This window comes from Mariniflexile maritimum (assembly GCF_009746565.1).
Classification (GTDB): Bacteria; Bacteroidota; Bacteroidia; order Flavobacteriales; family Flavobacteriaceae; genus Mariniflexile; species Mariniflexile maritimum.
On record NZ_WRPN01000004.1, the window covers coordinates 104,236 to 128,640 of the forward strand.

The window sequence follows — 24,405 nt, forward strand, 5'->3', positions numbered from 1 at the left end:
TGGTTTTCTAGGTATGGGGCTTTTATTGTTTTATTCCTAGTTTAAGAATGCTTATTTTTGTAAAAACATAAAACTAAAACCACTTGCTAAATTTTCAACAAGGTCTCGATTTTGCTTTAAAACAAGATAAAAAAGACGCGTTATCATCCTACCGAAATCAATTTCACATACCAAAAGATAAAGATGGTAATGATGGTATTTACATGGTTGGAAACTCCTTGGGGCTTCAGCCAAAAAATGCCCAAACCTATATTGATGAAGTGCTTACAGATTGGGCAACGTTGGGCGTAGAAGGTCATTTTCTCGCTAAAAACCCATGGGCAACCTATCATGAGCTTTTAGGCAAACAAATGGCGCAAGTGGTTGGTGCCAAACCTATTGAAGTGGTTGTGATGAATTCCTTAACGGCAAACCTTCATTTTATGATGGCTTCATTTTACCAACCAACTAAAACACGCTATAAAATTTTAATTGAGGCCGATGCGTTTCCTTCGGATAAATATGCGGTGGAATCGCAATTGCAACATCATGGTTTTGATGCCAAAGAAGGATTGGTACTTTGGAAACCTAGAAAAGGCGAGGATTTACCTAATTATGAAGATTTAGAAACTATTTTAGAATCTCGAGGTAACGAAATTGCTGTAATACTTATTGGTGCGGTAAATTATTATACGGGTCAGTATTTCGATTTAAAACGAATTACCGAACTAGGGCATAAACATGGTTGTATGGTTGGGTTTGATTGCGCGCACGGTGCCGGAAATGTCAATTTGAATTTACACGATTCGGGTGCCGATTTCGCTGCTTGGTGTACCTATAAATACTTAAATTCCGGCCCTGGAAGTATTGCTGGTTGCTTTGTACACGAGCGGCATGCTTACAACAAAAAACTCAACCGATTTACAGGTTGGTGGAGCCATAACAAAGAAACCCGTTTTAAAATGCGTGATGACTTCGACCAGTTACCAGGAGCCGAAGGTTGGCAACTTAGCAACCCGCCCATTTTAGCGATGGCGACAATTAGGGCTTCGTTAGAAATTTTTGAAGAAGTTGGCATGGCTAAATTGATTGAAAAATCGAAACAATTAACCGCTTATCTTGAATTTCTTTTGAATGAATTAGCAACAGATGCCATCACCATCATAACGCCAAATAACCCAGAGGAACGCGGTTGCCAATTGTCCATTCAAGTAAAAAATGCTGATAAATCGGTATTCAATAAATTAACAGACTTAGGTGTTATGGCCGATTGGCGCGAACCAAACGTTATGCGTTTTGCACCCGTTCCACTATATAATTCGTTTCAAGATGTTTTTAATTTGGTTGAACGATTGAAGCTTGTGCTGAATCATTAATTCACATTTCCTTAAAAGCCAAACAATTATGTATTTTTTACCAGAAGATTTAGACGATTATATAGTAGCGCACTCAGACGCTGAACCCGAATTGTTGCAGCAACTTACCCGCGAAACCTATCAAAAAATTTTGCAGCCCATTATGCTTAGCGGGCCGTATCAAGGCCGTGTGTTGAGTATGATTTCAAAATTAAAACAGCCCAAATCCATTTTGGAACTGGGCACTTTCACAGGCTATGCCACCTTATGTCTTGCAGAAGGTTTGCAAAAAGATGGTGAAATCCATACCGTTGATATTAATGAGGAATTGGTTGATTTCCAAAGAAAGTATTTTGATAAATCGGCATACGGAAATCAAATTTTTCAACATTTGGGAAATGCCCTGGATATTATTCCGAAGTTGGAAAAAAACTTCGACTTGATTTTTATTGATGCCGATAAACCCAATTATGTGAACTATTTTCATTTGATTATTGACAAACTAAACCCCGGCGGCATCATTTTATCGGATAACGTACTGTGGCACGGCAAAGTGGTTGAGCCTTTGGATGCCAAGGATGCCTCTACCAAAGCGGTTTTGGAATATAACACCCTTTTAAAGGAAGACCCACGCATCGAAACCGTTGTGCTGCCCATTCGTGATGGGCTCACCATTAGCCGAAAAAAATAATCAAATTTTAATCACTTTGTGCACTTCTTTACGGCCATTAGCTAAAATTTCAAAAATATAAACGCCAGAATTTAAGTGCTGTAAATGGATACCCAATTTTCCGTTTGTAAATATTTCAGTTTTATTGAAAAGTAAAACGCCCGAATTATTATAAATCCTATATGTGATGCTGTTTGCATCATCCATTCCAGAAAGTGTTACAACATCCCTAAAAGGGTTCGGGTAAAGCAACCATCTCTTATCTTCCATTGAAGGTTTTGTGGTATTTAAACTGCCTAAACATTCGGCAGAAACAATAAATGGTTCTTTTAAAAGGGTATCAATTTTTAAATTGGTAAAGCTGTCGTTTAAGGTATGGTTAAAAAAAGTAGCATCAATAACGCTATTGCTGGCGCCCAAAAAGTTTTGTAATAAAGTGGCAAAGGTTTGCCTATAATCGTACTGAACGGTTTGAATTTGGAAATTGTTACTACTTTTGGCTTCGCTTAAATTGGGGTTGGTGCCCGAAACGCCGCCGGCAACGGGTTCGCCAAAAACAAACATGGGCGCAATTTCACCATGATCGGTGCCAAAACTACCGTTTTCGGCTGCTTTTCTTCCAAATTCCGTAAACGTAAGTCCTACCACATCTTCAGCTATATTCTGACTTTTAAGATCGTTCATAAAGGCTTCAATGCCTTGCGACAATTGCGTAAGCAAATCATAATGTTTGCCAATTACGCCATCGGAGGCCTGTACTTGACTGTTGTGCGTGTCGAAACCACTTAAACGTACCAAAAACACTTTCGATTGTAGGTTGCCGCTAATCAATCGCGCCACGGTTTTTAGCTGGTTGGAAATATCGGTTTGTGGATAAGGAACATCATTTTGTCCGGAGTTGAAGGCTGAAGAAATGGCCTGCGCATACTGGTTTGATAGTTTATCGGTATTTATAATGTAGTCAAGTTCAATCCCATAATCGGAATTCGGAAGGTTGGTAGGGGGCACACCGCCCAATCCATTTAAAACCGAATAAAACCCTGCTGGATCTTGACCTGTAATGTTCAATGCCAAACCGTGTTCGTCTTCACCATGAAACCCTAACGAGGTTTTGCTCGATCCAATTTCAACCCCTAGCGGAAAGGTTTCCAAGGTTAAATCGGCATAGTGCAATTCCATAAACCGGCCAATCCATCCGGAATCGTCACCGTTTAAAAGACTGTTGCCATCGTTACCCGTTAAATAGAGGTCGGTTGACTTAAAATGGCTTTTGTTTTGCGATGGATAGCCAACAGATTGCAAAATGCGCAACCACCCCTTATCGTAAATGGATTTGAAACTGGTTAATGCCGGATTAAGCCCAATTTGTTGCGTTTCGGCCAAGTTTGCATCTAGCGTTATGTATTTTTTCAATCCCGAATCAGGCACTTTTATGGTAGGACGTAAATTGCTGTAAAGGTCGTATTGGTTAAGCGGAATGATGGTGTTTAAACCGTCGTTGGCACCTGCTAGGTTGATTAAAACAAGTTTTCGGTTTGAAATATCCGCACAATCGGCAAATGGCACAAACGATTTTAAAGCGGCCTGTAATTGAAAAGGTGTTAAGCCAATGGCCGAGGCAGCAGCCGATAATTTTATAAATTTTCTTCTTTCCATGATGCTTAAATTTACATTAATTGAAATTCTGCAGCGTTAACCATGGCAATGATTAAAGCGTCCAATCGGTTTTTAACCGTGGTTTTATCGTTGGTGCTTAAGTAATCGGCCCATGCATTGGTCCAGTAATAATCGGGGAAACCAACATCAACCAAAAAAGTCTTGAAATAATTGGTTCTATCGGCATCAATGCTTTCTGGGTAAAGCAAATTGGCTGTTTGGGTAATCAAATCGTTGGGGTTGGAAGGGTTTGATACGTTGTTTTTAATAAAAAGGACGGTATCTATTTTTGCATAAATATTAGCATTGTTTGTGATGGTGTTCTTGCCAATAATGAAACTTTCAATCAATTTATAACGGGCAATAAGCGTGTTCGATGAAAACCAAAGGCGGTCAAAATCAGGCTCTTGGTAATGTGCCGGATAACCCGCTACCGAATCGGGGTTGAAAAAATCCATACCCGCCCCTTTAAAATAGGTGTTGTGAAGGAAATACAGGAAGAAATTCGTGTAATAATGCGCCGCATCTGAAACGGGGCTTGGTATTGGCACGCTAAACATCGTACAAACTTCATTTAATATTTGCAACGGACTCTTAACAATCGCACCTATGGTGTTGTTGGTGGCATCGGCATCATCGGCATCATAAAAATGTTCACTTGCCAAAAGCGTTTTCACAATAGGTAAAATTTCATAATCATTGGCAATAAGTTGTTGGGACAAAGGCGTAATTATGTTGGTTTCAACCGATGCGTTCCATTCACTTTTCACATAGAACTTATATAGCTTTCTGCAAAATGATTTGGCCGTTTCCGGTTGTGCAAAAACCATGTTGATAAAGGCATTAAGCTCCTCAAACATGCCCGTTTCGGTATTCTTTCCAGTAATTACTTGGTTGTTGAAGGCAGCACTAAATGTTTTGTTTACGCTACTGTGCTGATTTTTATTGGCATAGCCACTGGGTAAACCCGTATCCGCATCAATTACCGTACGGTTGTTTTGTTGTTTAAATCCTGAAAATACTTTAGCGGCCTGCTGTACATCAATTTCGGTGTAATTGGTGTAATTGCCAGAACCTATTTGTGGACCTTTTAAAATGGTGAACAGTTCTAGGAATTCGCGGGCATAATTTTCATTGGGGTTGGTGGCTATATTATTGGTGTTGTCTAAATAATCGAGCATGCAATTATCCGAGGTTATTTTTTTTGCCAGGGTTTTTAAATTTCCAAAAGCATAAAAATCCAACAGGCGTAAATGGTCAAAAAAATGGGTCGCATAGGCAGCACCCGAATCTTTTCCTATGGTAAAACTGGTATGTAAAAAGAATGACAGTTTGTGTTTAAGCGTTACTTGGTTTATGGCATTGTACCACCACCAAGCGGTAACATGGGCGCGTTTTCTTGTTTGGCCGTCAAACAGTTTTGGGTCTTGGGCTGAAGATGTCCAGTAACCATCAGGAACACCGGTAGGTTGGGGGTCGTAAGGTTCAGAAAGGCTGTTTGCAGGCGATATGGCCAAACTATTTACAGCATCAACGGCCGTCATGTTCGATAAGGCATCGAGTTGCGCTTTCGAATAGTTAAATGTTGCCCTACGCAACAAATGTTTGGCCCGCCGTAAACCTAAAGTTGAGCTTAGTGGATTAAGTGATGCCATAACCTATAATTTTTATATCCAAATTAAATTAAAATTCAATCGATAAGTAAAAATGTGGTTTCTTTTCGTTGAAATACAGTTATTTAGTCATTAAAACAATATTAGAAGTTAACGTTTATGTATATGGAAAGTTGCGTGTTTGCGTGCGAGGATTTTCCGAAGGAAAATCAGATGTAGCAAACGTGCAACGACCTTTGTTTTATCACAACACCAGCAATTTTTTATATACTGTGTTGTACACCGTTTTTTTATTCAAATTTATTGTTGTCATTTATCCAATCATATTCGGTTTTGAATGATTTTCCAAATTCATCTTGATATTTTGAAATTATCTTCATATCCTTTAATAAAATATCAGCATTTTCTTTTAGATATTTATCCGCATCCAAATGATTTCCAACCACATTCTGCGTCAATTTGAAAGTGAATTCAAATTTGTCATCTGGTTTAATTGGTTGAATTTTTCCAATTTCGCCTTTTAATTCAGTTTTGTCTGGTTTATTTTCATATTCAATCAGATAATTATAAGCAGTTACAGATGAGTTATTTCGAATCTCTAAAGTATATGTCCAATCCAAGTACCAATATTGTTCAACTTTGTCAATTCCAACTCTTATAACTCTCGGATTATTTGCAGTATAACCCAAAGGTCCACGCATTGAAAAATTCTTTTTTCTGTGAAAAACTACTTTTGGTCTCGGTTTTTCTGTTTTGTCAAATATTTTTGTCAAAATACTTGCTATTAAAAATCCGCCAGAACCAATCATAACAATCAAAGGTTCTTCTTCTTTAGTTCTTAAATACCAAATAAGACCTAAAATAATTATTGCAATTTCGACTACGATTGTTACTATGTTTTTTAAAATTTTCATTGGTCTTGTCAAATGGTGTACAACTTGAAGCTAATCAAAATACGTTTTTGTTTTTTAGAAACCACAACTATATATCTCGAAAGTACTATGGTTTTTTCCTAAACATATTTGCTATTGTTTTGCCCAATTCATCCAGCTTTTCTATAGGTTCAATTAAAGAAGGGTTATTTAGTTCGACGGTGTTATTAACAGTTTGCCTTTTCATGATGGGGCAAACCAAAATAAAACTATTTGATTTAAAATAACGGTTTAGGTAAACAGAAATATTTTTTATGTTTTTGTTATAGGAAGGTTCATCTTTTCGGGTTAGAACAAAAATCAAATTATCATCCAATTTAATGCTGTTTGAAAGTTCTTTAGCGTTTTTCCAGTTATAAAAGGTTATAAAATCGGCATCAATTGGGTGTTCGGAATGAACGTTTTTAATAACTTTAATGGTTGGTTCAGTGCCATAAAAAATAATCTTCGCGCCAGTATTGTAAGATATGTTCCAAATATTATCGAGCCAAAAAGGGAAGCCAAATTCATTTTCAACATGGTTCGGCATAATAACAATATGCCTTTTTATGGTTGAAATAGGCTGTAATGGTTTGTAAATAAATACGGTAGCATTTGATTTTGATAAAATGCCTTCCGTTAATTCGCCTAAAAACGATTCTGAAATATCTTGTTTTATGTGAAGTCCTGAAACCAAATCGGTTATTTTCTGTTCTCTAATTACATTTAGGACACCGTTTAAAATATTAACATCGTAGCGTAATAATTTGTTTAGATGCATATCGGTTGCCGATGCAATATGGCTGGCTTTATCCAATATTTTTACGGCGTTGGTTTCAGCAAGCACATCGGTAGTCTCATTTTTAATGATGTGCAGCGCAAAAAGGGCTTGCTTGTTTTCTTTCGATTTAATAATGCTGCTTAAATTAATCAGTTCTTCTACTGTATCATGGTTATTAACGGCCACCAATATTTTTTCCTCGTTTTCGGTATATGATTTGTCCCTGGCAGTAGATTGAAATAACGATAAATTCCGCGCCCCTTTTTGAACCACAAATGTTGAAATGGTACAGGTAACCAAAATCATGATAATAGTACCGTTTAAAATGCTGTCGCCCAATAATCTAATAGGTTCCCCAGTTGGTGTTTCGCCAATAATGATGTTGTAGCCTACTGTTACCGTTGCCAGTGTTACTGCGGCATGGGCAATGCTTAAACCAAAAATAATGCGACGTTCATCTGCCGAAAATTTAAACGATTTTTGGGTTGCCCAAGCAGCTATAAATTTGGCTAGGGTAACGGCAACTGTCATAACAATAGCCACCAAAATAGTATCAAAATCGGTAAAAAAAGCACGGAAATCAATAAGCATCCCTACGCCAATAAGAAAAAACGGGATAAAAATAGCATTTCCAACAAACTCAATACGGTTCATTAATGGCGATGTGGAAGGAATTAATCTATTAAGTGCAAACCCAGAAAGTAGGGCGCCAATAATAGCTTCAATACCGGCAACTTCAGCCAAAAACGCTCCTAAAAAAAGCATCACCAAAACAAAAATATACTGAGAAATATTGTCGTGATAGCGTTTTAAAAACCAGCGTCCAATTATGGGGAACACGTGTAAAACAACAAAACCAAAAATGATTATCGATATAAAAAGGCGTATCCAAAAGGCGCTACTTACAGCATCTTTTGTCATGCCAATAACAATCGCCAACACAAAAAGTGCCAGCGTATCCGTAATCATCGTGCCGCCAACCACCAGGTTAACAGCGCGGTTTTTTGTTACCCCAAATTTCCCTAAAATGGGGTAGGCAATCAAGGTGTGCGACGCAAACATACTGGCTAGTAAAATAGATGTGAGCAAAGAAAATTTCAGCACAAAATAACCAACTAAAACCCCAAAAACCATCGGGATACTAAAGGTAAACAACCCAAACAACAGGCTTTTAAACTTGTTTTTCTTAAATTCGTTCATATCAATTTCCAAACCGGCCAAAAACATAATATAAAGCAAGCCCGCAGTCCCCGATAAAATAATACTGCTATCGCGCAGCAACAAATTAAACCCGTTGGGGCCAATAACAGCCCCGGCAACAATAAGTCCTAAAATATGCGGGATTCTAAGTTTATTCAGTAGTATAGGAGCTAATAAAATAATAATCAGAATAATAAGAAACTTAAGCACCGGATTGGTAAATGGCAGCGAGAACTCTAAATTACTTAATAATAACATAGCCTAGTGTTTTTGCTATCAAATATATAAAATGGTTTGGTTCGTTAATTAAAAATAAATCGGCGTTACTTTTTTTGTTTTTATGGCGCTACCCTTTGGGTCGGGCTATACGCTACAAGTCCTCGCGCCCCCAAAAAAATGGGGCCGCTGTGGGCTTTCCGCTACTATCCCTAGCGCACCCATCCGCCAATAGCAGAACAGAACCCATGTACTGGCAGTGTAAAGTGGTTTCGCAATGTTATCTTTTTTCTAAAAATCAAGTTCAATAATACGCTTCAAATCATTAACTTTGCAACTTTCAATTTTTAATCATCAAGCACACCGATAGCTGTAAACGGCTACTGAATACTTAAAAAACTATGTTCAATAATTTAAGCGATAAGTTAGATAAAGCCCTACACGTACTAAAAGGCCACGGAAGTATTACCGAAGTAAACGTAGCAGAAACCCTAAAGGAAGTGCGCCGTGCATTGTTGGATGCCGACGTAAACTTTAAAATAGCCAAAGATTTTACCACCACCGTAAAAGAAAAAGCACTGGGGCAAAACGTATTAACAACCTTACAGCCCGGGCAATTAATGGTTAAAATCGTAAAAGATGAATTAACCAAATTAATGGGTGGCGATGCAGAAGGCATCAACCTGTCGGGCAATCCAAGTGTTATTTTAATGTCTGGTTTGCAGGGTTCGGGTAAAACCACCTTTTCGGGTAAGTTGGCAAATTACCTTAAAACAAAAAAATCCAAAAAACCGTTATTGGTGGCGTGCGATGTGTACCGTCCTGCCGCGATCGACCAATTGCATGTAGTGGGCAGCCAAATAGGTATCGAGGTTTTTAGCGACAAAGGCAATACCGATCCTGTGGCCATTTCAAAAGCAGGTATCGCCCACGCCAAGGCCAACGGTTACAATGTGGTTATTATCGATACCGCAGGCCGATTGGCGGTTGATGAGGTAATGATGACCGAAATATCAAACATCCACAAAGCCATCCAGCCCCAAGAAACCTTGTTCGTTGTCGATGCCATGACCGGGCAAGATGCCGTAAACACAGCAAAAGCCTTCAACGACGTACTGAATTTTGATGGGGTAATCCTCACTAAATTAGATGGCGATACCCGTGGTGGTGCGGCCATTTCCATTAAATCGGTAGTCAATAAACCCATCAAGTTTATTGGTACGGGCGAAAAAATGGAAGCAATTGATGTGTTTTATCCTGCGCGTATGGCCGACCGTATTCTCGGTATGGGCGACGTGGTGTCGCTGGTTGAGCGTGCCCAAGAGCAGTTTGATGAGGAGGAAGCTCGAAAACTTCAAAAGAAAATCGCCAAAAACCAATTTGGCTTTGATGATTTCTTAAAGCAAATTCAGCAAATCAAGAAAATGGGAAACATGAAAGACCTGATGGGCATGATTCCCGGTGCTGGAAAAATGTTGAAAGATGTTGATATTGATGACGATGCCTTTAAAGGTATAGAAGCCATCATCCATTCCATGACGCCCAAAGAAAGGAGCCAACCCCACATTATAAACGCCAGCAGAAAGCAGCGTATTGGTAAAGGTTCCGGTACTTCGGTGCAGCAAGTAAACCAACTTTTAAAACAGTTCGACCAAATGAGCAAAATGATGAAAATGATGCAAGGTGGCGGCGGTAAAAAGATGATGCAGATGATGAAGGGGATGCGATAAAGTTGAAAGTTAGAAGTTAAAAGTTAGAAGTTAAAAGTTAGAAGTTAAAAGTTAGAAGTAAAAAGTAAAAAGTAAAAAGTTAAAAGTTAAAAGCTAAAAGCTACTTCAACTTAACAACTTAACAACCAACGACTAAACAACCAACGACTAAACAACCAACAACAACTAAACAACCAAACAACCAACACCCAAACAATGATAATTTTAGACGGAAAAAAGGTAAGTAACGATATTAAAGCAGAAATTGCCGAACAGGTTAAGACCATGGTTGCCAAAGACGAAAAAGTGCCCCATTTAGCGGCTATTTTGGTAGGAACCGATGGTGCCAGCATGACCTACGTGAACGCCAAAGTTAAGGCTTGCGAAAAAATTGGGTTTCAATCAACTTTAATAGATTTGCCCGATCATACTTCAGAAGTCGAATTATTGGCTAAAATTAATGAACTCAATACAAACGATGCTATTGATGGTTTTATAGTGCAATTGCCATTGCCAAAACATATTGATGAACAAAAGGTTTTAATGGCAGTACATCCCGATAAAGATGTTGATGGGTTTCATCCAACCAATGTTGGCAAAATGGCCTTGGATTTGCCTACATTTTTACCCGCAACACCTTACGGCATCCTAGAATTATTGGAACGCTACCAAGTTGAAACCTCCGGAAAAAATGTGGTCGTTATGGGAAGAAGCCATATTGTGGGTCGCCCCATGAGTATTCTAATGAGCCAAAAACGTAAAGCGGGCGATGCCACCGTAACGGTGGTTCATAGCCGTTCGAAGAATTTGGCCGAAATCACTAAAGCAGCCGATATTATTGTAGCAGCCATAGGCATTTGTGAATTTTTAACAGGCGATATGGTTAAAGATGGCGTAGTGGTTATCGATGTTGGCATTACGCGCGTGCCAGATGCAACCAAAGCAAGCGGTTACCGACTAGCGGGCGACGTACATTTTGAGAGCGTGAGCAAAAAAGCAAGCTATATTACTCCCGTTCCCGGAGGTGTAGGCCCCATGACCATTGCCATGCTTCTTAAAAACACCTTGTTGGCCCGGGATAAAAACAACTGAAAAGCTAATTTTTAGTGCCCAGGCTTCCGTATCTTCAACACAAAATATTTTTACATAGCTTTTTGGCAAACTCATTCTTTCTGCATTAAGTTCTTTTTTATTTGATTAGTTTTGTGTGTAACAGCATCCTGTTTTGCTATCAAACTGTTTTTAGATACTTCAAGATTATGCAAAAAAAATGTTTTTTCCTTTTTCTTTTGCTGTGTTTAACAACACAAACGGCATTAGCTCAATACACCCCTTATTTTCAAAATTTTTCGTTGTCTGAATACAATGCGGGAAATCAAAATTGGGGTGTTTCAAGAGCTGATAACGGTATGCTCTACGCCGCAAACAATAATGGACTATTGCAGTATGACGGCTTAAAATGGGATTTTTACGAGCTTCCCAACAAAACAACGATGCGCTCTGTTTTGGCCCACAACAATTTGGTTTTTACGGGTTCTTATGAAGAGTTTGGTTATTGGAAGCGAAACCGAAAAGGGGTTTTGGTTTATACTTCTTTAAGCGATTTGGTAAAAGAAAAAATATCGCCCAACGAAGAATTTTGGCAAATTTTACCGTGCAACGAAGGCATCGTTTTTAGGTCTTTTCTAAATATTTACATATATAAATCAAACGGTACCATCCAAAAAATAAAACCAAAATCGGTGGTAATTTCCTGTAGTGTTATTAACAACAAATTGTATGTTGCAACACTTCAGCATGGTATTTTTGAGTATAAAAACAATCAATTGGTGCTCAAAATTATGGATAAGAGCATTGAAAACACCAAAGTAGTCTCTATTGTTGATTATAAGGGCAAGTTGCTTATAACCACATCGTTAAAAGGTTGTTTCATTTATCAAAATGGTCTGCTTCAACCAGCCGAATTCGAAATCAATAGCTTGATAAAACAGCATTTACTGAATGGTTTTTCCTTATTTAAAAACGGTCAAATGGCTTTTGGGACCATTAAAGATGGTATCTATTTTACAAATGCCGACGGTAAGGTTTTGCATCATATCAATAAAGAAAACGGCCTGATAAATAATACCGTTTTATGTCAGGTACTGGATTGGGAAAATAAACTATGGCTGGGTTTGGATAATGGCATTGCGTCCATTGATTTGGATAATCACAACCTTTTTTTTAATGATGTTTCCGGACGATTGGGCGCTGTTTACGATGTAATTAAGTTTAAGGGCATCGTCTATTTAGGAAGCAACACGGGCTTGTTTTACCTAGACCAGGAAAATAATCTGCAATTTATTAAGGGATCGCAAGGGCAGGTATGGAATTTACAAGCTATTGATGGCGAACTGTTTTGTGGTCACAATGAGGGAACTTTTCTGGTCGAAAACTTTGCGCTCAAACAAGTATCGTCGGTTACTGGTGGCTGGGTCATAAAAAAAGTGCCAGAGCAGGCCAATGTTTATATTGAAGGCACCTATACGGGTTTGGTTCGGTTTAAAAAGGAACCAACCGGATGGAAAGCCAAACATTTGGGCAAAACCACCATGCCTATTAAGCATCTTGTTTTTGAAGATCCAACTACGGTTTGGGCGGCACACGCCTACAAAGGACTATATAGGATTAAGTTTGATAAAACCTACGACACCATTTTAAGCATCGAAAATTATAAGGCTAAAGGGCTTTTTTCCGATTTTAACGTGAGCGCTTATAAAATAAAGAACAACATCTGTTTTAAAACCAATGATGGTTGGCTAAAATACGAGCCCATACAAGACAGCATTGTGCCTTACCAATTGCTTAATGACCATTTTGGTACGGATTCCTATATGATTTCTGAAGATGATCTGGATCAAATCGTTCTAAAAAGTTCTAATGATGTTATCAGTTTTAAAACGTTGCTAACAGATGAAAAGGAGGTATCACTTTCCAATAATTATTTTGAAAACCGATTGATTGTTGGCAACGAGAATGTTTCAAAAATTGACGATTCAACCTTCGCCCTAAACTTGAATAATGGCTTTATGCTTATTGATAGCAAATCCAAAGCTAAAACAGCACTTTACAAACCAAATATCGATCATATTGAAATTGATAAAACCTTCATTGATGTCGTTCCAAACGAAACCATAAAACTAAAACTTAAGAGTAGTTTTGGGGTTTCGGTTTCTTCACCTAAGTCGCGCAATCATTATTTTGAATACGCCATCATGGAACTTGATGCTTCAAAATGGAAGAAATTGGACAAGAACAAACTAGAACTATCCAGTTTAAAGGACGGCACTTATACCATTTTATTCCGTGCCAGTGATTATTTGGGGAAACACTCGGAATCGGCCAAAATTCAACTAAAAGTTTTACCTCCTTGGTATAAGGATACCTTGGGGATGCTTCTTTATTCGGTGCTAATTATTCTTGGTATATGGATTTTTTACTACGTCAATAAACGTAAAATAGCCTTAGAACAACGTTTGTTAAAAATTAAGTATGCCAAGGAACAGCAGGAAATTGTAAGGGAGAAGAATTTGGAGAACGAAAAACGTATTGTTCAATTAAAAAATGAATCGTTACGGAACGAGGTAAAATTAAAAAGCAAACAATTGGCTAATACGGCGTTGGCTTTGGTTAAGAAAAATGAAACATTACAGGACATTAAAAAGGAATTGGCCATGAACAAAGAGGGCTTTGGTAACCAATATGCTTTTAAAAAGATTCTTAAAAAAGTGGATAGTTCCATTGCGCACAAAGATGAATGGAAAGTGTTTGAATATAATTTTAACCAGGTGCATGAAGATTTTTTTATGAGCCTTAAAGCGAAACATGAAAATTTAACTTCAAAAGATTTAAAAATTTGTGCATACATTAAAATGAATTTATCCAATAAGGAAATAGCCCCTTTATTGAATGTTTCTGTAAGAGGTTTGGAAACCCATCGGTACCGACTAAAAAAGAAACTGAATTTAGAAAATGATATTTCTGTGTCCCATTATCTGCAAAATCTGGAATAGGTGCTCTGAAAAAATACGTTATTCGTTATAGTTTTATACGTCATTACTACGTCATATAACGTTTTATTGTTGCTTTTTGCTCACTTTTTTGGCTTCCTGCCATACGTCAATAAGCTATTTTTTGATGATTTTTTTGAAATGGCGTAATTAAAGTGTAGCCACTCTTTTTTTAAGCCAAAAAATTGGTCTTATATTGTGGGTAACTAAAAATTAAACTTAAACTATATGAAAGCAAAAATTATTTTATTATTATTTTTTCTATTTTCAGTTAGTGGCTTTGCACAGAATTTAACCGTCTCTGGTGTGGTCACAAGTGCTGAGGATGGCATGCCGGTACCCGGTGTAAACGTTATTGTTAAAGGGACTACCAGAGGGGTAAGTACCGATTTTGACGGTAAATATACCATACAGGTAAGTACTGGTGAGGTTTTAGAGTTTAGCTCTATTGGTCTTAAAACAGTAGCTATTACTGTTGGAGCCCAAAAAACCATCAACGTAACCATGAATACCGATGTGGAATCGTTGGATGAAATTGTTCTTGTTGGTTATGGTACGCAAAGAAAGGCCGATTTAACGGGCTCTATTGTTACTATTCAATCGCAGGACATCGAAAAAACCCCCACAGCAAACGTTATGCAGTCATTGCAAGGCAAAGTACCCGGTGTACAGGTGGTAAGCAACGGTTCGCCCGGTGATTCGCCTACTGTTAGGCTACGGGGTATCGGTTCATACAGCGACAATAATACCAAACCATTGTTTGTGGTTGATGGAATGTTTTACACCAATATCGATTTCTTGAACACTAAGGATATTGAATCGGTTACGGTGCTTAAAGATGCTTCATCATCCGCAATATATGGGGTAAGAGCAGCAAACGGGGTGGTAATTGTTAAAACAAAAACCGGTAATCTGGAAAGAAAACCTGTTTTTGAATATGATGGTTACACAGGTGTACAATACGCCCAAAACGTCTTAAAATTAGCAAATGCAGAACAGTTTACAACCATGGCTTATGAATCTGGTTCGCAAGCCGATATAAACTTTGTGCTAAATGCCATGCAACGTTATGGTAGAAGTAGGGTAAACCCCAACGTGCCCAATGCTAACACCGATTGGTTTAAGGAAATTTTAAGACCGGGCATTATCCAAAGTCACAGTATAGGGGCTACAGGCGGTGCGGAAAACGTGTCGTATTCGGTGGGCGCCAACTATTTTGCTCAAGAAGGTATCTTAGATATGAAAAATGAGTACGAACGTTTCAACATACGTTCTAAGGTGGATGTCAAACTTTCCGATAGGTTTAAAATAGGCATTAATAACGTGTTTAGTAATGCTACAAAATATAATGCCGAAAATGGCGCTTGGTTTCAGGCCTATTTTGCAGTGCCCATTATGCCGGTGTTCGACGAATTGAATACCGAAGCATCACCTTATAAGTTTTCAAATGCGCAATTTTTGGGTTATAGGGGCACACAAAACCCATTTCCTTCCATGAGATACAATAATAACCAATTGAAAATAAGAAAGTTATTGTCGAGTATATTTGTTGAAGTGGATTTGATTCCTGATAAGTTAACATTTAAAACAACCTACAACCACGACTTTTCTGCATTAAACGAACGATATGTTAATTTACCTTATAATTTGGGTAATAACGTCGATCGTATTTCCAGCATAAGAAGAGTTGACAATACCTATTCCAACCAAATATGGGACAATGTTTTAACCTTTAGTGATAGCTTCGGTAATCATAACGTGTCGCTTATGGCCGGAACATCGTATAGAGATGAAGCTAACGATAATTTAAACATCTCTGGAGAAAATATTCGGGGTGTTGATTATGAAACATCTTGGTTTGTAAATGCAACCGATGTAACATCGCGCGTTGGTGGTGGTGATATTGGAAGAAAATATGGGGTTTCCTATTTTAGTAGGGCTACCTATAATTATAAAGACAAATACTTATTGTATGGAACTATTCGAGCCGATGGTTCTTCAAAATTCACCAAAGATCCTTGGGGCTATTTCCCCTCTGTTGGCGCTGGTTGGGTAGTTTCTGAAGAAGCTTTCATGAAAAACAATGGCATCGTCGATTATTTAAAATTAAGGGGCAGTTGGGGTAAATTAGGTAATGATAATGTGGCGGCCAGTTCTGGTTCTAATACCATTACCAACGTTACTATCGATCTTGGCGATGTACAAACGCCCGGAATTACCTCCTCAAGTACCTTTACCAACAATACCTGGGAAGTGATTGAGGAAAAGAACTTTGGCTTAAACCTAGGGTTCTTGAACAATGATTTAACGATCGAAGCCGATTACTACATGCGTGATACAAAAAACGCCATTATGCCGGTATTTGTACCTATTATAAATGTGACCGTTGAAAGAAACTCGGGCGAAATTAGAAACCAAGGTCTTGAGGTAGGCATTAATTGGAACAAAACCGTTACAAGCGATTTTAGTTATTCCATAGGTACCAATTTTACAACCTTAAAGAACAAAACCTTAAGTATAAAAGATCCTAAAGGGTATATCGATGCTGGAAGTGCAGAGTTCCGTCAACGCACCATTCTTGGACAGCCCATTAAAGCATTTTATGGCTACCAAACAATAGGGGTATATCAAAATGCGGCACAAATAGCGGCCGATCCTATTGCAGTGGCCAATAATTTGGTGCCCGGAGATTTAATTTATAAAGACATTAGTGGTCCTGATGGGATTCCGGATGGTAAAATTGATGATAATGACAGGAAAATTTTAGGCTCGTATTTGCCAAAAGTAATGTATGGCGGCAACGTGGGAATATCTTATAAAGATTTCGATTTCTCTGTTAATTTCTATGGCCAAAGCGGCAGTAAAATATTGAACAGAAAACGTGGTGAGATTATTTTTACCAACGATACCAATATGGATGCCGATTTGGCAATTAACCGTTGGCATGGCGAAGGCACTAGCAATTCCTATCCTTCATCTGCTGGTTTGCGCAAAGGCTGGAACCAAAAACTAAGTAATTTCTGGGTTGAAGATGGCGACTTTTTCAGGATTCAAAATATTCAGTTGGCCTATACCATAAAAGGTGAAAAATTATTTGGTAAAAATATGCCCGAAACTAGGCTTACCTTAACTGCCGATCGTCCGTTCACATTTTTCAACTATAATGGTTTTAACCCAGAGGTTTCCGATGGTGTAGATAGACAAACATACCCCGTTCCCGGTGTCTATACATTTGGTGTTAATATTAAAATCTAAAAAAAAATTGAATATGAAAAATTTAAAGAACACATTCAAAACTGGCGTACTAGCACTTTTGGCTATGCTTAGTTTTCTAGCTTGTAATGATAAACTAGATTTAATAGAAGGACAGGTTAACACAGGTGATGTTGATTATTCCAATTCAGATGATATGATTCTCCCTTTAATTGGTGCCTACAATGCCTTTGCAACCAGAGGGTGGGAAGAGTATCTTTTACTTTCCGTTCGTGGAGACGATGTGAATGCGGGTGGACTTGGCGACCAACAAGACTTTGCCAATACCGATATGTTTAACTACAATAAAGACTATTGGATGTACAATTCACTTTGGAATTTACACTACGCCGATATTGTTAGTGTTAATAACGCTGCTAATTTAATTGAAAATTACAAGGCATTTGCAAACGCCAATGATGCCGCCAAAGCCGATAGTTACATTGCGGAAACTAAAGTGTTACGGGCATGGTTGCATTTTAATTTGTCTAGGGTTTGGGGCAGTATATTTATTATTAACACAGCCATTCCAGATACTGAAATTGAAAATGGCGTAGCTACCAAAGAGCAGGTTATGCAATATATTTCAGACCAAATGGACGAGGTTATTCCGTTACTTCCAGACGTGCGCCCTAACGAACGTACCGATATAAAAGGTGGCGTAACAAAATATACTGCATTGGCAATGAAAGCATTAGCTAATTTAGAGCTTAAAAACTATCAAGGGGTAGCCGATGCAACAGGAGCCATTATTGCCTCAGGAAAGTTTTCGCTTTTCCCAGATTTTTATAACGAATTTAAAAAACCAGGTGAGTTGAGTAACGAAAACTTGCTAGAAATGCAATATTCCGATTTTGGCTCTGGAACTGGCGATACATTTTATCATTTATTCGCACCTTTTGGACCCCAAAACTGGACACCCGCCAGAGCTAATGCTTCAAGTGGCTGGGGTTTTTACGAACCTAGCTTAAAATATATTAAATTCATGTTGAACAGGGGCGAAAGAGTGCGTTTGGAAACCAGCGTACTGTTTACAAACCGTGGTATTACAGCCATTAAAGCAGATCCTGCCTATGCAACCTTGCCCAGTTGGATTACTAATACAACAAAAGACGGCGATAGAGTAAACGATTATGCGCGTGCGCTATTTGCCAGCGGAAAACACTATTTGCCTTCAAATCAATTAACGGCCGGAAGAAATGATTATGGTGCAGGCAAAAACATGATTTGTATTCGTTACGCCGAAATTTTGTTAATGCATGCCGAAGCCCTAACAAGAGGTGCCACAAGTTCTGCCATGACCGCAGATCAAGCGGTTAATGCCGTTAGGCAACGTGCAGGTTTAGGCATCCTGTCTGGTGTTACCTCGCAACAGGTAATGGACGAGAAATTTGCTGAAATGGCCATGGAATGGGGTACTCGTTATTACGACATGATCCGTTTGGGCAATAACAGCGAGTTAAGCTACGATGGTAGAACATTTACGCCCGAAAAGGCCTTATTGCCATATCCACAGGCTCAAGTCGATGCCTTGCCATTAGGAGGAAATTAATAACATAAAATTAGAACGTATGAAAACATTCATAAAATATATAATTGCTTTTTTTGTGATGCTACCCGTAGTATCATGTAATGATGGCATTGATGCTATTACCGAAGTTGCTCCAGGTGCCGATGCAACGGCGCCGGTTGTAACCATAAAAGCCCCCTTAAACGGCGCTAAGTTTAAAGTTAACGACCCTTTGATTTCTATCGATATTGAATTTGAGGTTACCGATGATATTGAAGTAGGAACAATAGGTGTATTTATAGATGGTTCGCAAATAGCAACTTACTCGGGCGATTTTAAAGACTACCGTCGGGTTCTTCAATCTTTAAGGGCTGAAAACATTACAACGGGTGTTCATCAACTAAAAATTACGGCCACCGATTTGGATGGAAAATCGACCTCGTCTGTTGTTAATTTTGAGAAAGAACCTCCATACATTCCATTATTTGCCAACGAAATTTTGTACATGGCTTTTGATAATGATTATGTAGAGCTTATTAGCGTAAAACCAGCAACCAAAGTAGGTGCTCCTGTTTTTGCGGGTACCTCCGTAGTAGGCGACAATGCCTACAAAGGCGCAACAGATTCTTATTTAACCTTTCCAACGGCAGGTTTAAATTTAGGATCAGAATTATCAGGCTCTTTTTGGTATAAATTAAACGCCGTTCCAGATCGTGCTGGTGTTTTAGTAATAGGGCCAACAGATGCTGCAAATCCAACAGCCCAAAACGATAGGACCAAAGGATTTAGGTTGCTAAGGGAAAATGCGGGAGGTAAACAACGTTTTAAATTGAATGTTGGGAATGGTACCGCCGATGCATGGGTTGATGGCGGAGCTGCTGCCGATGTTGCCCCCGGTTCAGATTGGGTACACATGGCATTTACAATTTCAGCTACCGAAGCCATTTTATACATCAACGGGCAACTCGTAAAAAACAGCCCGATTACGGGGGTTAGCTGGACGGGTTGCGATTTGTTGTCCATCATGTCGGGAGCGCCTCGTTTTACGGGTTGGGACCATAAATCCGATAATAGTTATATGGACGATTTACGCCTGTTCAATAAAGCATTAACACAATCGGAAATTCAAAACATTATAGATGTTACAAATCCTTATGTGCCAGTATCGGGCGAAACTCTGTACATGCCTTTCAACAATAATTATGTTAACGTAGTAGGCAATGTTACGGCAACCAAAGTGGGGTCTCCTATTTTTTCTGGCGAACCTAAAAAAGGCACCAATGCCTATGCCGGTGCTACCGATGCGTATTTAACGTTACCAACAACAGGCTTAACGGGCGAATCCTTTAGTGCTGTTATGTGGTATAAATTAAATGCAACTCCAGATCGCGCTGGTATTTTGGTGGCTGGTCCTGAAGATACGGCAAACCCAACCGCTCAAAACAATCGAAAAAACGGTTTCAGGTTTTTTAGGGAAGCAGGTGCGGCAGGTTTCCAACGTTTCAAATTAAATGTAGGCAATGGTACTGCCGATGTTTGGGTTGATGGCGGTGTAGCGGCCGATGTAGCAAACACTGCTGGATGGGTGCATTTGGCATTCACCATATCACCAACAAAAGCCATTGTATATATAAATGGTTTGCCAGTAAAGGAAAGCCCAATTACAGGGATAGACTGGACTGGTTGTAATATATTATCCATTATGTCGGGTGCGCCACGTTTTACAGGATGGAACCATAAATCAGATTTAAGTTATTTGGACGAGCTTCATTTATATAACAAAACCTTAACTCAGGCAGAAATTCAGGCCTTGATGTAACTAACGTAACGGCTCCATTTTATTGGATGCTATACATTTAGAAAAACAATAGTTAGTTTGTTTAGTTTGTTTGTTAATTTTTTAGCTGCACTTGTTTTTTAAGTGCAGCTAAAATTTAATTTATTTTTTATGAAAATTTCACATCAACATATATCATTTTGTATCGTTGTTTCGGTCTTATTCCTTTTTAATTGTAACAATAAAATAGTCAATAAGAACACTGAAATGCTCAATACCGAAAAGGGTAAATGGTCTGATGATGAGCTGCTTACGCGCATCCAAAAAGAAACCTTCAACTATTTCTGGGAAGGTGCCGAACCCAATTCCGGGTTGGCGCGCGAGCGTTTGCACATGGACAACGTTTATCCAACCTCGCCAATGAACACAGTAACCACGGGTGGCAGTGGCTTCGGGCTTATGGCTATTTTAGTGGGTATAGAACGCGGTTTTGTTTCGAGGGAAGATGCCCTAAACCGCTATTTGAGAATAATCGATTTTCTTGAAAAAGCCGACCGGTTTCACGGCGCATGGCCCCATTGGTTAAACGGAGAAACAGGAAAAGTGGTTCCTTTCAGCAAAAAAGATACAGGTGGCGATTTGGTTGAAACTGCATTCTTGGTTCAAGGTTTGTTAACGGTTTCAGAATATTTTAAAAACGGAAATGAAAAGGAACAACAACTGGTAGAAAAAATCGATACGCTCTGGAAAACTGTAGAATGGAATTGGTACACAAAAAACGGGCAAGATGTGCTGTATTGGCATTGGTCGCCTACCGATGGGTGGGACATGAATTTTCCAGTTGGTGGTTACAACGAATGTTTAATCATGTATGTTTTAGCGGCTTCATCGCCAACATATCCCATAAAACCATCCGTTTATCATAAAGGTTGGGCAAAAGATGGAGCGATTGTTTCAACAGAAAAATTTTATGGCGAAGACTTGGTACTAAATTATTACGAACATGATGATGCGCCCATTGGCCCCCTATTTTGGGCTCATTATTCTTATTTAGGGTTGAACCCCAAGGGCTTATCCGACCAATATGCCGATTATTGGAAACTCGTTCAAAATCATGCCAAAATTCATTATAAATACGCTTTGGATAATCCTAAAAACTTTAAAGGCTATGGCGATAGTTTATGGGGCTTAACCTCAAGTTATTCCATAAAAGGGTATGCTGGCCATCGACCCGGACACGATTTAGGGGTTATTTCGCCAACAGCAGCATTGTCGTCCTTTCCATATACCCCAAAGGAAAGCATGAAAATGCTTCGTAATTTGTATAAAAACCACGATTCTTTAATAGGTAAATATGGCCCTTATGATGCGTTTAGCTTGCAGGATAATTGGTTTACACCCCGCTATTTGGCTATCGACCAAGGCCCCATTCCAGTCATGATCGAAAATTATAGAACGGGTTTGCTTTGGAAATTGTTTATGCAAAACACCGATGTTAAAAACGGATTGCATAAATTGGGATTCACAATTAAAAAATAAAAAAATGTACAGAGTTTATTGTTTTGCGGTGTTTGCATTTGTATTGTTTTCCTGCGGGTCTGATGATGGCCCCGGGTATCAAGAACCCTATATACCAACACCTAACGAACCAATTGTTACGCCATTAACCGATACCGAACTCATGGACTTAACCCAAAAAGAAACCTTTAAGTATTTTTGGGATTTTGCCAATTCCGCTACAGGAGCAGCCAAAGAACGCTACCATCCTACAAATCCCACTTTAAACCAAAATGTTGTTACAACCGGAGGCACAGGTTTTGGGCTTATGGCCATATTAGTAGGAATAGAAAGAGGGTATGTTACCAGAAATGAAGCCGTAACACGTTTAACAAAAATAATGGCTTTTTTAGAAACCGCCGACCGCTTTCATGGTGCATGGCCACATTGGCTGGATGGTGGTACTGGTAAGGTATTGCCATTTAGCACCAAAGATGATGGGGGCGATTTAGTTGAAACCGCCTTTTTAGTTCAGGGATTGCTATGTGTTAAAGAATATTTTAAAAATGGAACCGATACCGAAAAAGCCCTGGCAACCAAGGCCGACGCCCTTTGGAAAGGTGTTGAATGGAACTGGTACACCCAAAATCAAGACGCTTTGTACTGGCATTGGAGCCCCAACTACGGTTTTGATATTAACTTGAAATTAACTGGGTACAACGAAACCTTAATTGCTTACGTGTTGGCAGCGGCTTCTCCAAATTATAGCATCAGTAAATCGGTTTACGAAAAAGGATGGGCAAGTTCGGGCGCCATTGTTTCATCTGCTTCCCAATACGGTTTTCCATTAGTGTTAAAGCATGCGGGTGGCTCCAGTTTTGGTGGCCCTTTGTTTTTTAGCCATTATTCATTCTTGGGCTTAAATCCAAAAAACTTGTCCGATCAATATGGTAATTACTGGAATTTGGTTGTTAACCACACAAAAATTAACCGTCAGTACTGTATTTCAAATCCGAAAAACTTTGTTGGCTATGGGGCAGATTGTTGGGGTTTAACGGCAAGTTATTCAAGAAATGCCGATGGGTCTATTGGTTATTCGGCACACAGCCCTTCAAACGATTTGGGTATCATTTCCCCAACGGCAGCTATCAGTTCCATTGCTTTCACACCTACCGAATCTTTAAAGGCCATGCATTTTTTCTATTCAAAGAAAGATAAATTGTTAGGGCCTGCAGGGTTTTACGATGCGTTTAGTCCGCAATACAATTATTGGGTGGCCAATGCGTATTTGGCAATCGACCAAGGGCCTCAAATTGTAATGATTGAAAATCACAGAACGGGTTTACTATGGAATTTGTTCATGCAAAACACCGATGTGAAAAACGGATTAAATAAACTTGGGTTTAATTTTTAAATAACGAAAATGGAAACTATATTTAGAAAATTCCTTATAAAGAACAGCTTTTGGCTTGTGTTCATTTTAATTGCAAATGTTGCGTTCGCACAACAGGATGTTTTTTCAAAAGAATTGTTTATCCAAGGAAAGGATACCCTAAAATACCGGTTATTGCTACCTAAAGATTTTTCAGAAAGCAAACAATACCCCGTTTTGTTATTTCTCCATGGCGCAGGCGAACGTGGTTCTGATAACACCAAACAGCTCACCCACGGCAGTAAATTATTTGCAAGCGAAATAAACCGTGGTGCCTTTCCTGCCATTGTTATTTTTCCACAGTGTCCACAAGATGATTATTGGGCTAATGTGGCAGTTGATAGAAGCACCAAGCCACTTACACTTAGCTTTCCCACAGATGCTGCACCAACAAAAGCACTAAATTTAGTGATGCTTTTAATGGACGATTATTTAAGCAAACCTTTTACAAACAAGCAAAAGGTTTATGTTGCAGGTCTATCAATGGGCGGTATGGGAACCTTTGAAATCCTTAATAGAAAACCCGATATGTTCGCCGCTGCCTTCACTATTTGTGGTGGCGGAAACCCCGAGGGCGTTAAGGCTTATGCCATCAAAACAGAGCTTTGGGTATTTCATGGTGCAAAGGATGATGTGGTCGATCCGCAATTATCGGTTAGCATGGTGTCAGCATATCTAAAAGCTGGAGGGAAACCTAATTTTAGCTTGTTTGCAAACGACAATCATAACAGTTGGGATTCCGCTTTTGCCGAACCACAACTTTTACCTTGGCTATTTTCAAAATCAAAAAATTAAAAA

General features: G+C 38.9%; 15 protein-coding genes. 11 read left to right on the forward strand and 4 right to left on the reverse strand.

Features of this window, described 5'->3' with window-relative positions; all coding sequences use genetic code 11:
• Positions 1-83 precede the first annotated feature (83 nt).
• Together kynU and GQO80_RS07595 are read left to right on the forward strand one after the other, a co-directional pair.
• Positions 84-1,355, forward strand: coding sequence for a kynureninase (gene kynU / locus GQO80_RS07590; protein ID WP_157207748.1), 1,272 nt, complete (start codon positions 84-86; stop codon positions 1,353-1,355).
• A 28-nt stretch (positions 1,356-1,383) separates the two neighbouring features.
• Positions 1,384-2,025, forward strand: coding sequence for an O-methyltransferase (locus tag GQO80_RS07595; protein WP_157207749.1), 642 nt, complete (start codon positions 1,384-1,386; stop codon positions 2,023-2,025).
• Here the strand turns inward: GQO80_RS07595 and GQO80_RS07600 are convergent, their stop codons facing one another.
• From GQO80_RS07600 to GQO80_RS07615, 4 genes are all read right to left on the reverse strand, one after another.
• Entirely contained in the window at positions 2,026-3,660 is a 1,635-nt protein-coding gene (locus GQO80_RS07600) for a DUF1501 domain-containing protein (protein WP_157207750.1), read from the reverse strand.
• A gap of 11 nt (positions 3,661-3,671) precedes the next feature.
• A complete protein-coding gene (locus GQO80_RS07605; RefSeq protein ID WP_157207751.1) occupies positions 3,672-5,315 on the reverse strand; it encodes a DUF1800 domain-containing protein in 1,644 nt (547 codons plus the stop codon).
• 248 nt (positions 5,316-5,563) lie between these two features.
• On the reverse strand, positions 5,564-6,187 hold the full coding sequence (locus GQO80_RS07610; protein ID WP_157207752.1) for a hypothetical protein: 624 nt from the start codon (positions 6,185-6,187) through the stop codon (positions 5,564-5,566).
• A gap of 85 nt (positions 6,188-6,272) precedes the next feature.
• A complete protein-coding gene (locus GQO80_RS07615) occupies positions 6,273-8,423 on the reverse strand; it encodes a cation:proton antiporter (RefSeq protein WP_157207753.1) in 2,151 nt (716 codons plus the stop codon).
• A gap of 359 nt (positions 8,424-8,782) precedes the next feature.
• Here GQO80_RS07615 and ffh point away from each other — a divergent pair, with 359 nt between their 5' ends.
• From ffh to GQO80_RS07660, 9 genes are all read left to right on the forward strand, one after another.
• Entirely contained in the window at positions 8,783-10,111 is a 1,329-nt protein-coding gene (ffh, locus tag GQO80_RS07620) for a signal recognition particle protein (protein WP_157207754.1), read from the forward strand.
• A gap of 195 nt (positions 10,112-10,306) precedes the next feature.
• Positions 10,307-11,182 carry a bifunctional 5,10-methylenetetrahydrofolate dehydrogenase/5,10-methenyltetrahydrofolate cyclohydrolase gene (locus tag GQO80_RS07625; protein ID WP_157207755.1) on the forward strand — a complete coding sequence of 292 codons (876 nt, stop codon included), beginning with the start codon at positions 10,307-10,309 and terminating at the stop codon, positions 11,180-11,182.
• 260 nt (positions 11,183-11,442) lie between these two features.
• Positions 11,443-14,142, forward strand: a complete 2,700-nt coding sequence (locus GQO80_RS07630; RefSeq protein ID WP_232333132.1) for a helix-turn-helix and ligand-binding sensor domain-containing protein — start codon at positions 11,443-11,445, stop codon at positions 14,140-14,142.
• A 225-nt stretch (positions 14,143-14,367) separates the two neighbouring features.
• Positions 14,368-17,394 carry a SusC/RagA family TonB-linked outer membrane protein gene (locus GQO80_RS07635; protein WP_157207757.1) on the forward strand — a complete coding sequence of 1,009 codons (3,027 nt, stop codon included), beginning with the start codon at positions 14,368-14,370 and terminating at the stop codon, positions 17,392-17,394.
• A 13-nt stretch (positions 17,395-17,407) separates the two neighbouring features.
• Complete coding sequence (locus tag GQO80_RS07640; RefSeq protein WP_157207758.1) at positions 17,408-18,943, forward strand: RagB/SusD family nutrient uptake outer membrane protein; 1,536 nt, start codon at positions 17,408-17,410, stop codon at positions 18,941-18,943.
• 19 nt (positions 18,944-18,962) lie between these two features.
• Positions 18,963-20,720, forward strand: coding sequence for a LamG-like jellyroll fold domain-containing protein (locus tag GQO80_RS07645; RefSeq protein WP_157207759.1), 1,758 nt, complete (start codon positions 18,963-18,965; stop codon positions 20,718-20,720).
• Between the two features lie 225 nt (positions 20,721-20,945).
• Positions 20,946-22,217 (forward strand): glucoamylase family protein, encoded by a 1,272-nt coding sequence (locus GQO80_RS07650; RefSeq protein ID WP_232333133.1) that lies wholly within the window; start codon positions 20,946-20,948, stop codon positions 22,215-22,217.
• A gap of 4 nt (positions 22,218-22,221) precedes the next feature.
• The gene (locus GQO80_RS07655; protein WP_157207761.1) at positions 22,222-23,589 is read left to right on the forward strand and encodes a glucoamylase family protein; all 1,368 of its coding nucleotides are present in this window, start codon (positions 22,222-22,224) and stop codon (positions 23,587-23,589) included.
• A 9-nt stretch (positions 23,590-23,598) separates the two neighbouring features.
• Positions 23,599-24,402 carry a carboxylesterase family protein gene (locus GQO80_RS07660; protein WP_157207762.1) on the forward strand — a complete coding sequence of 268 codons (804 nt, stop codon included), beginning with the start codon at positions 23,599-23,601 and terminating at the stop codon, positions 24,400-24,402.
• The last annotated feature ends 3 nt before the right edge of the window (positions 24,403-24,405 follow it).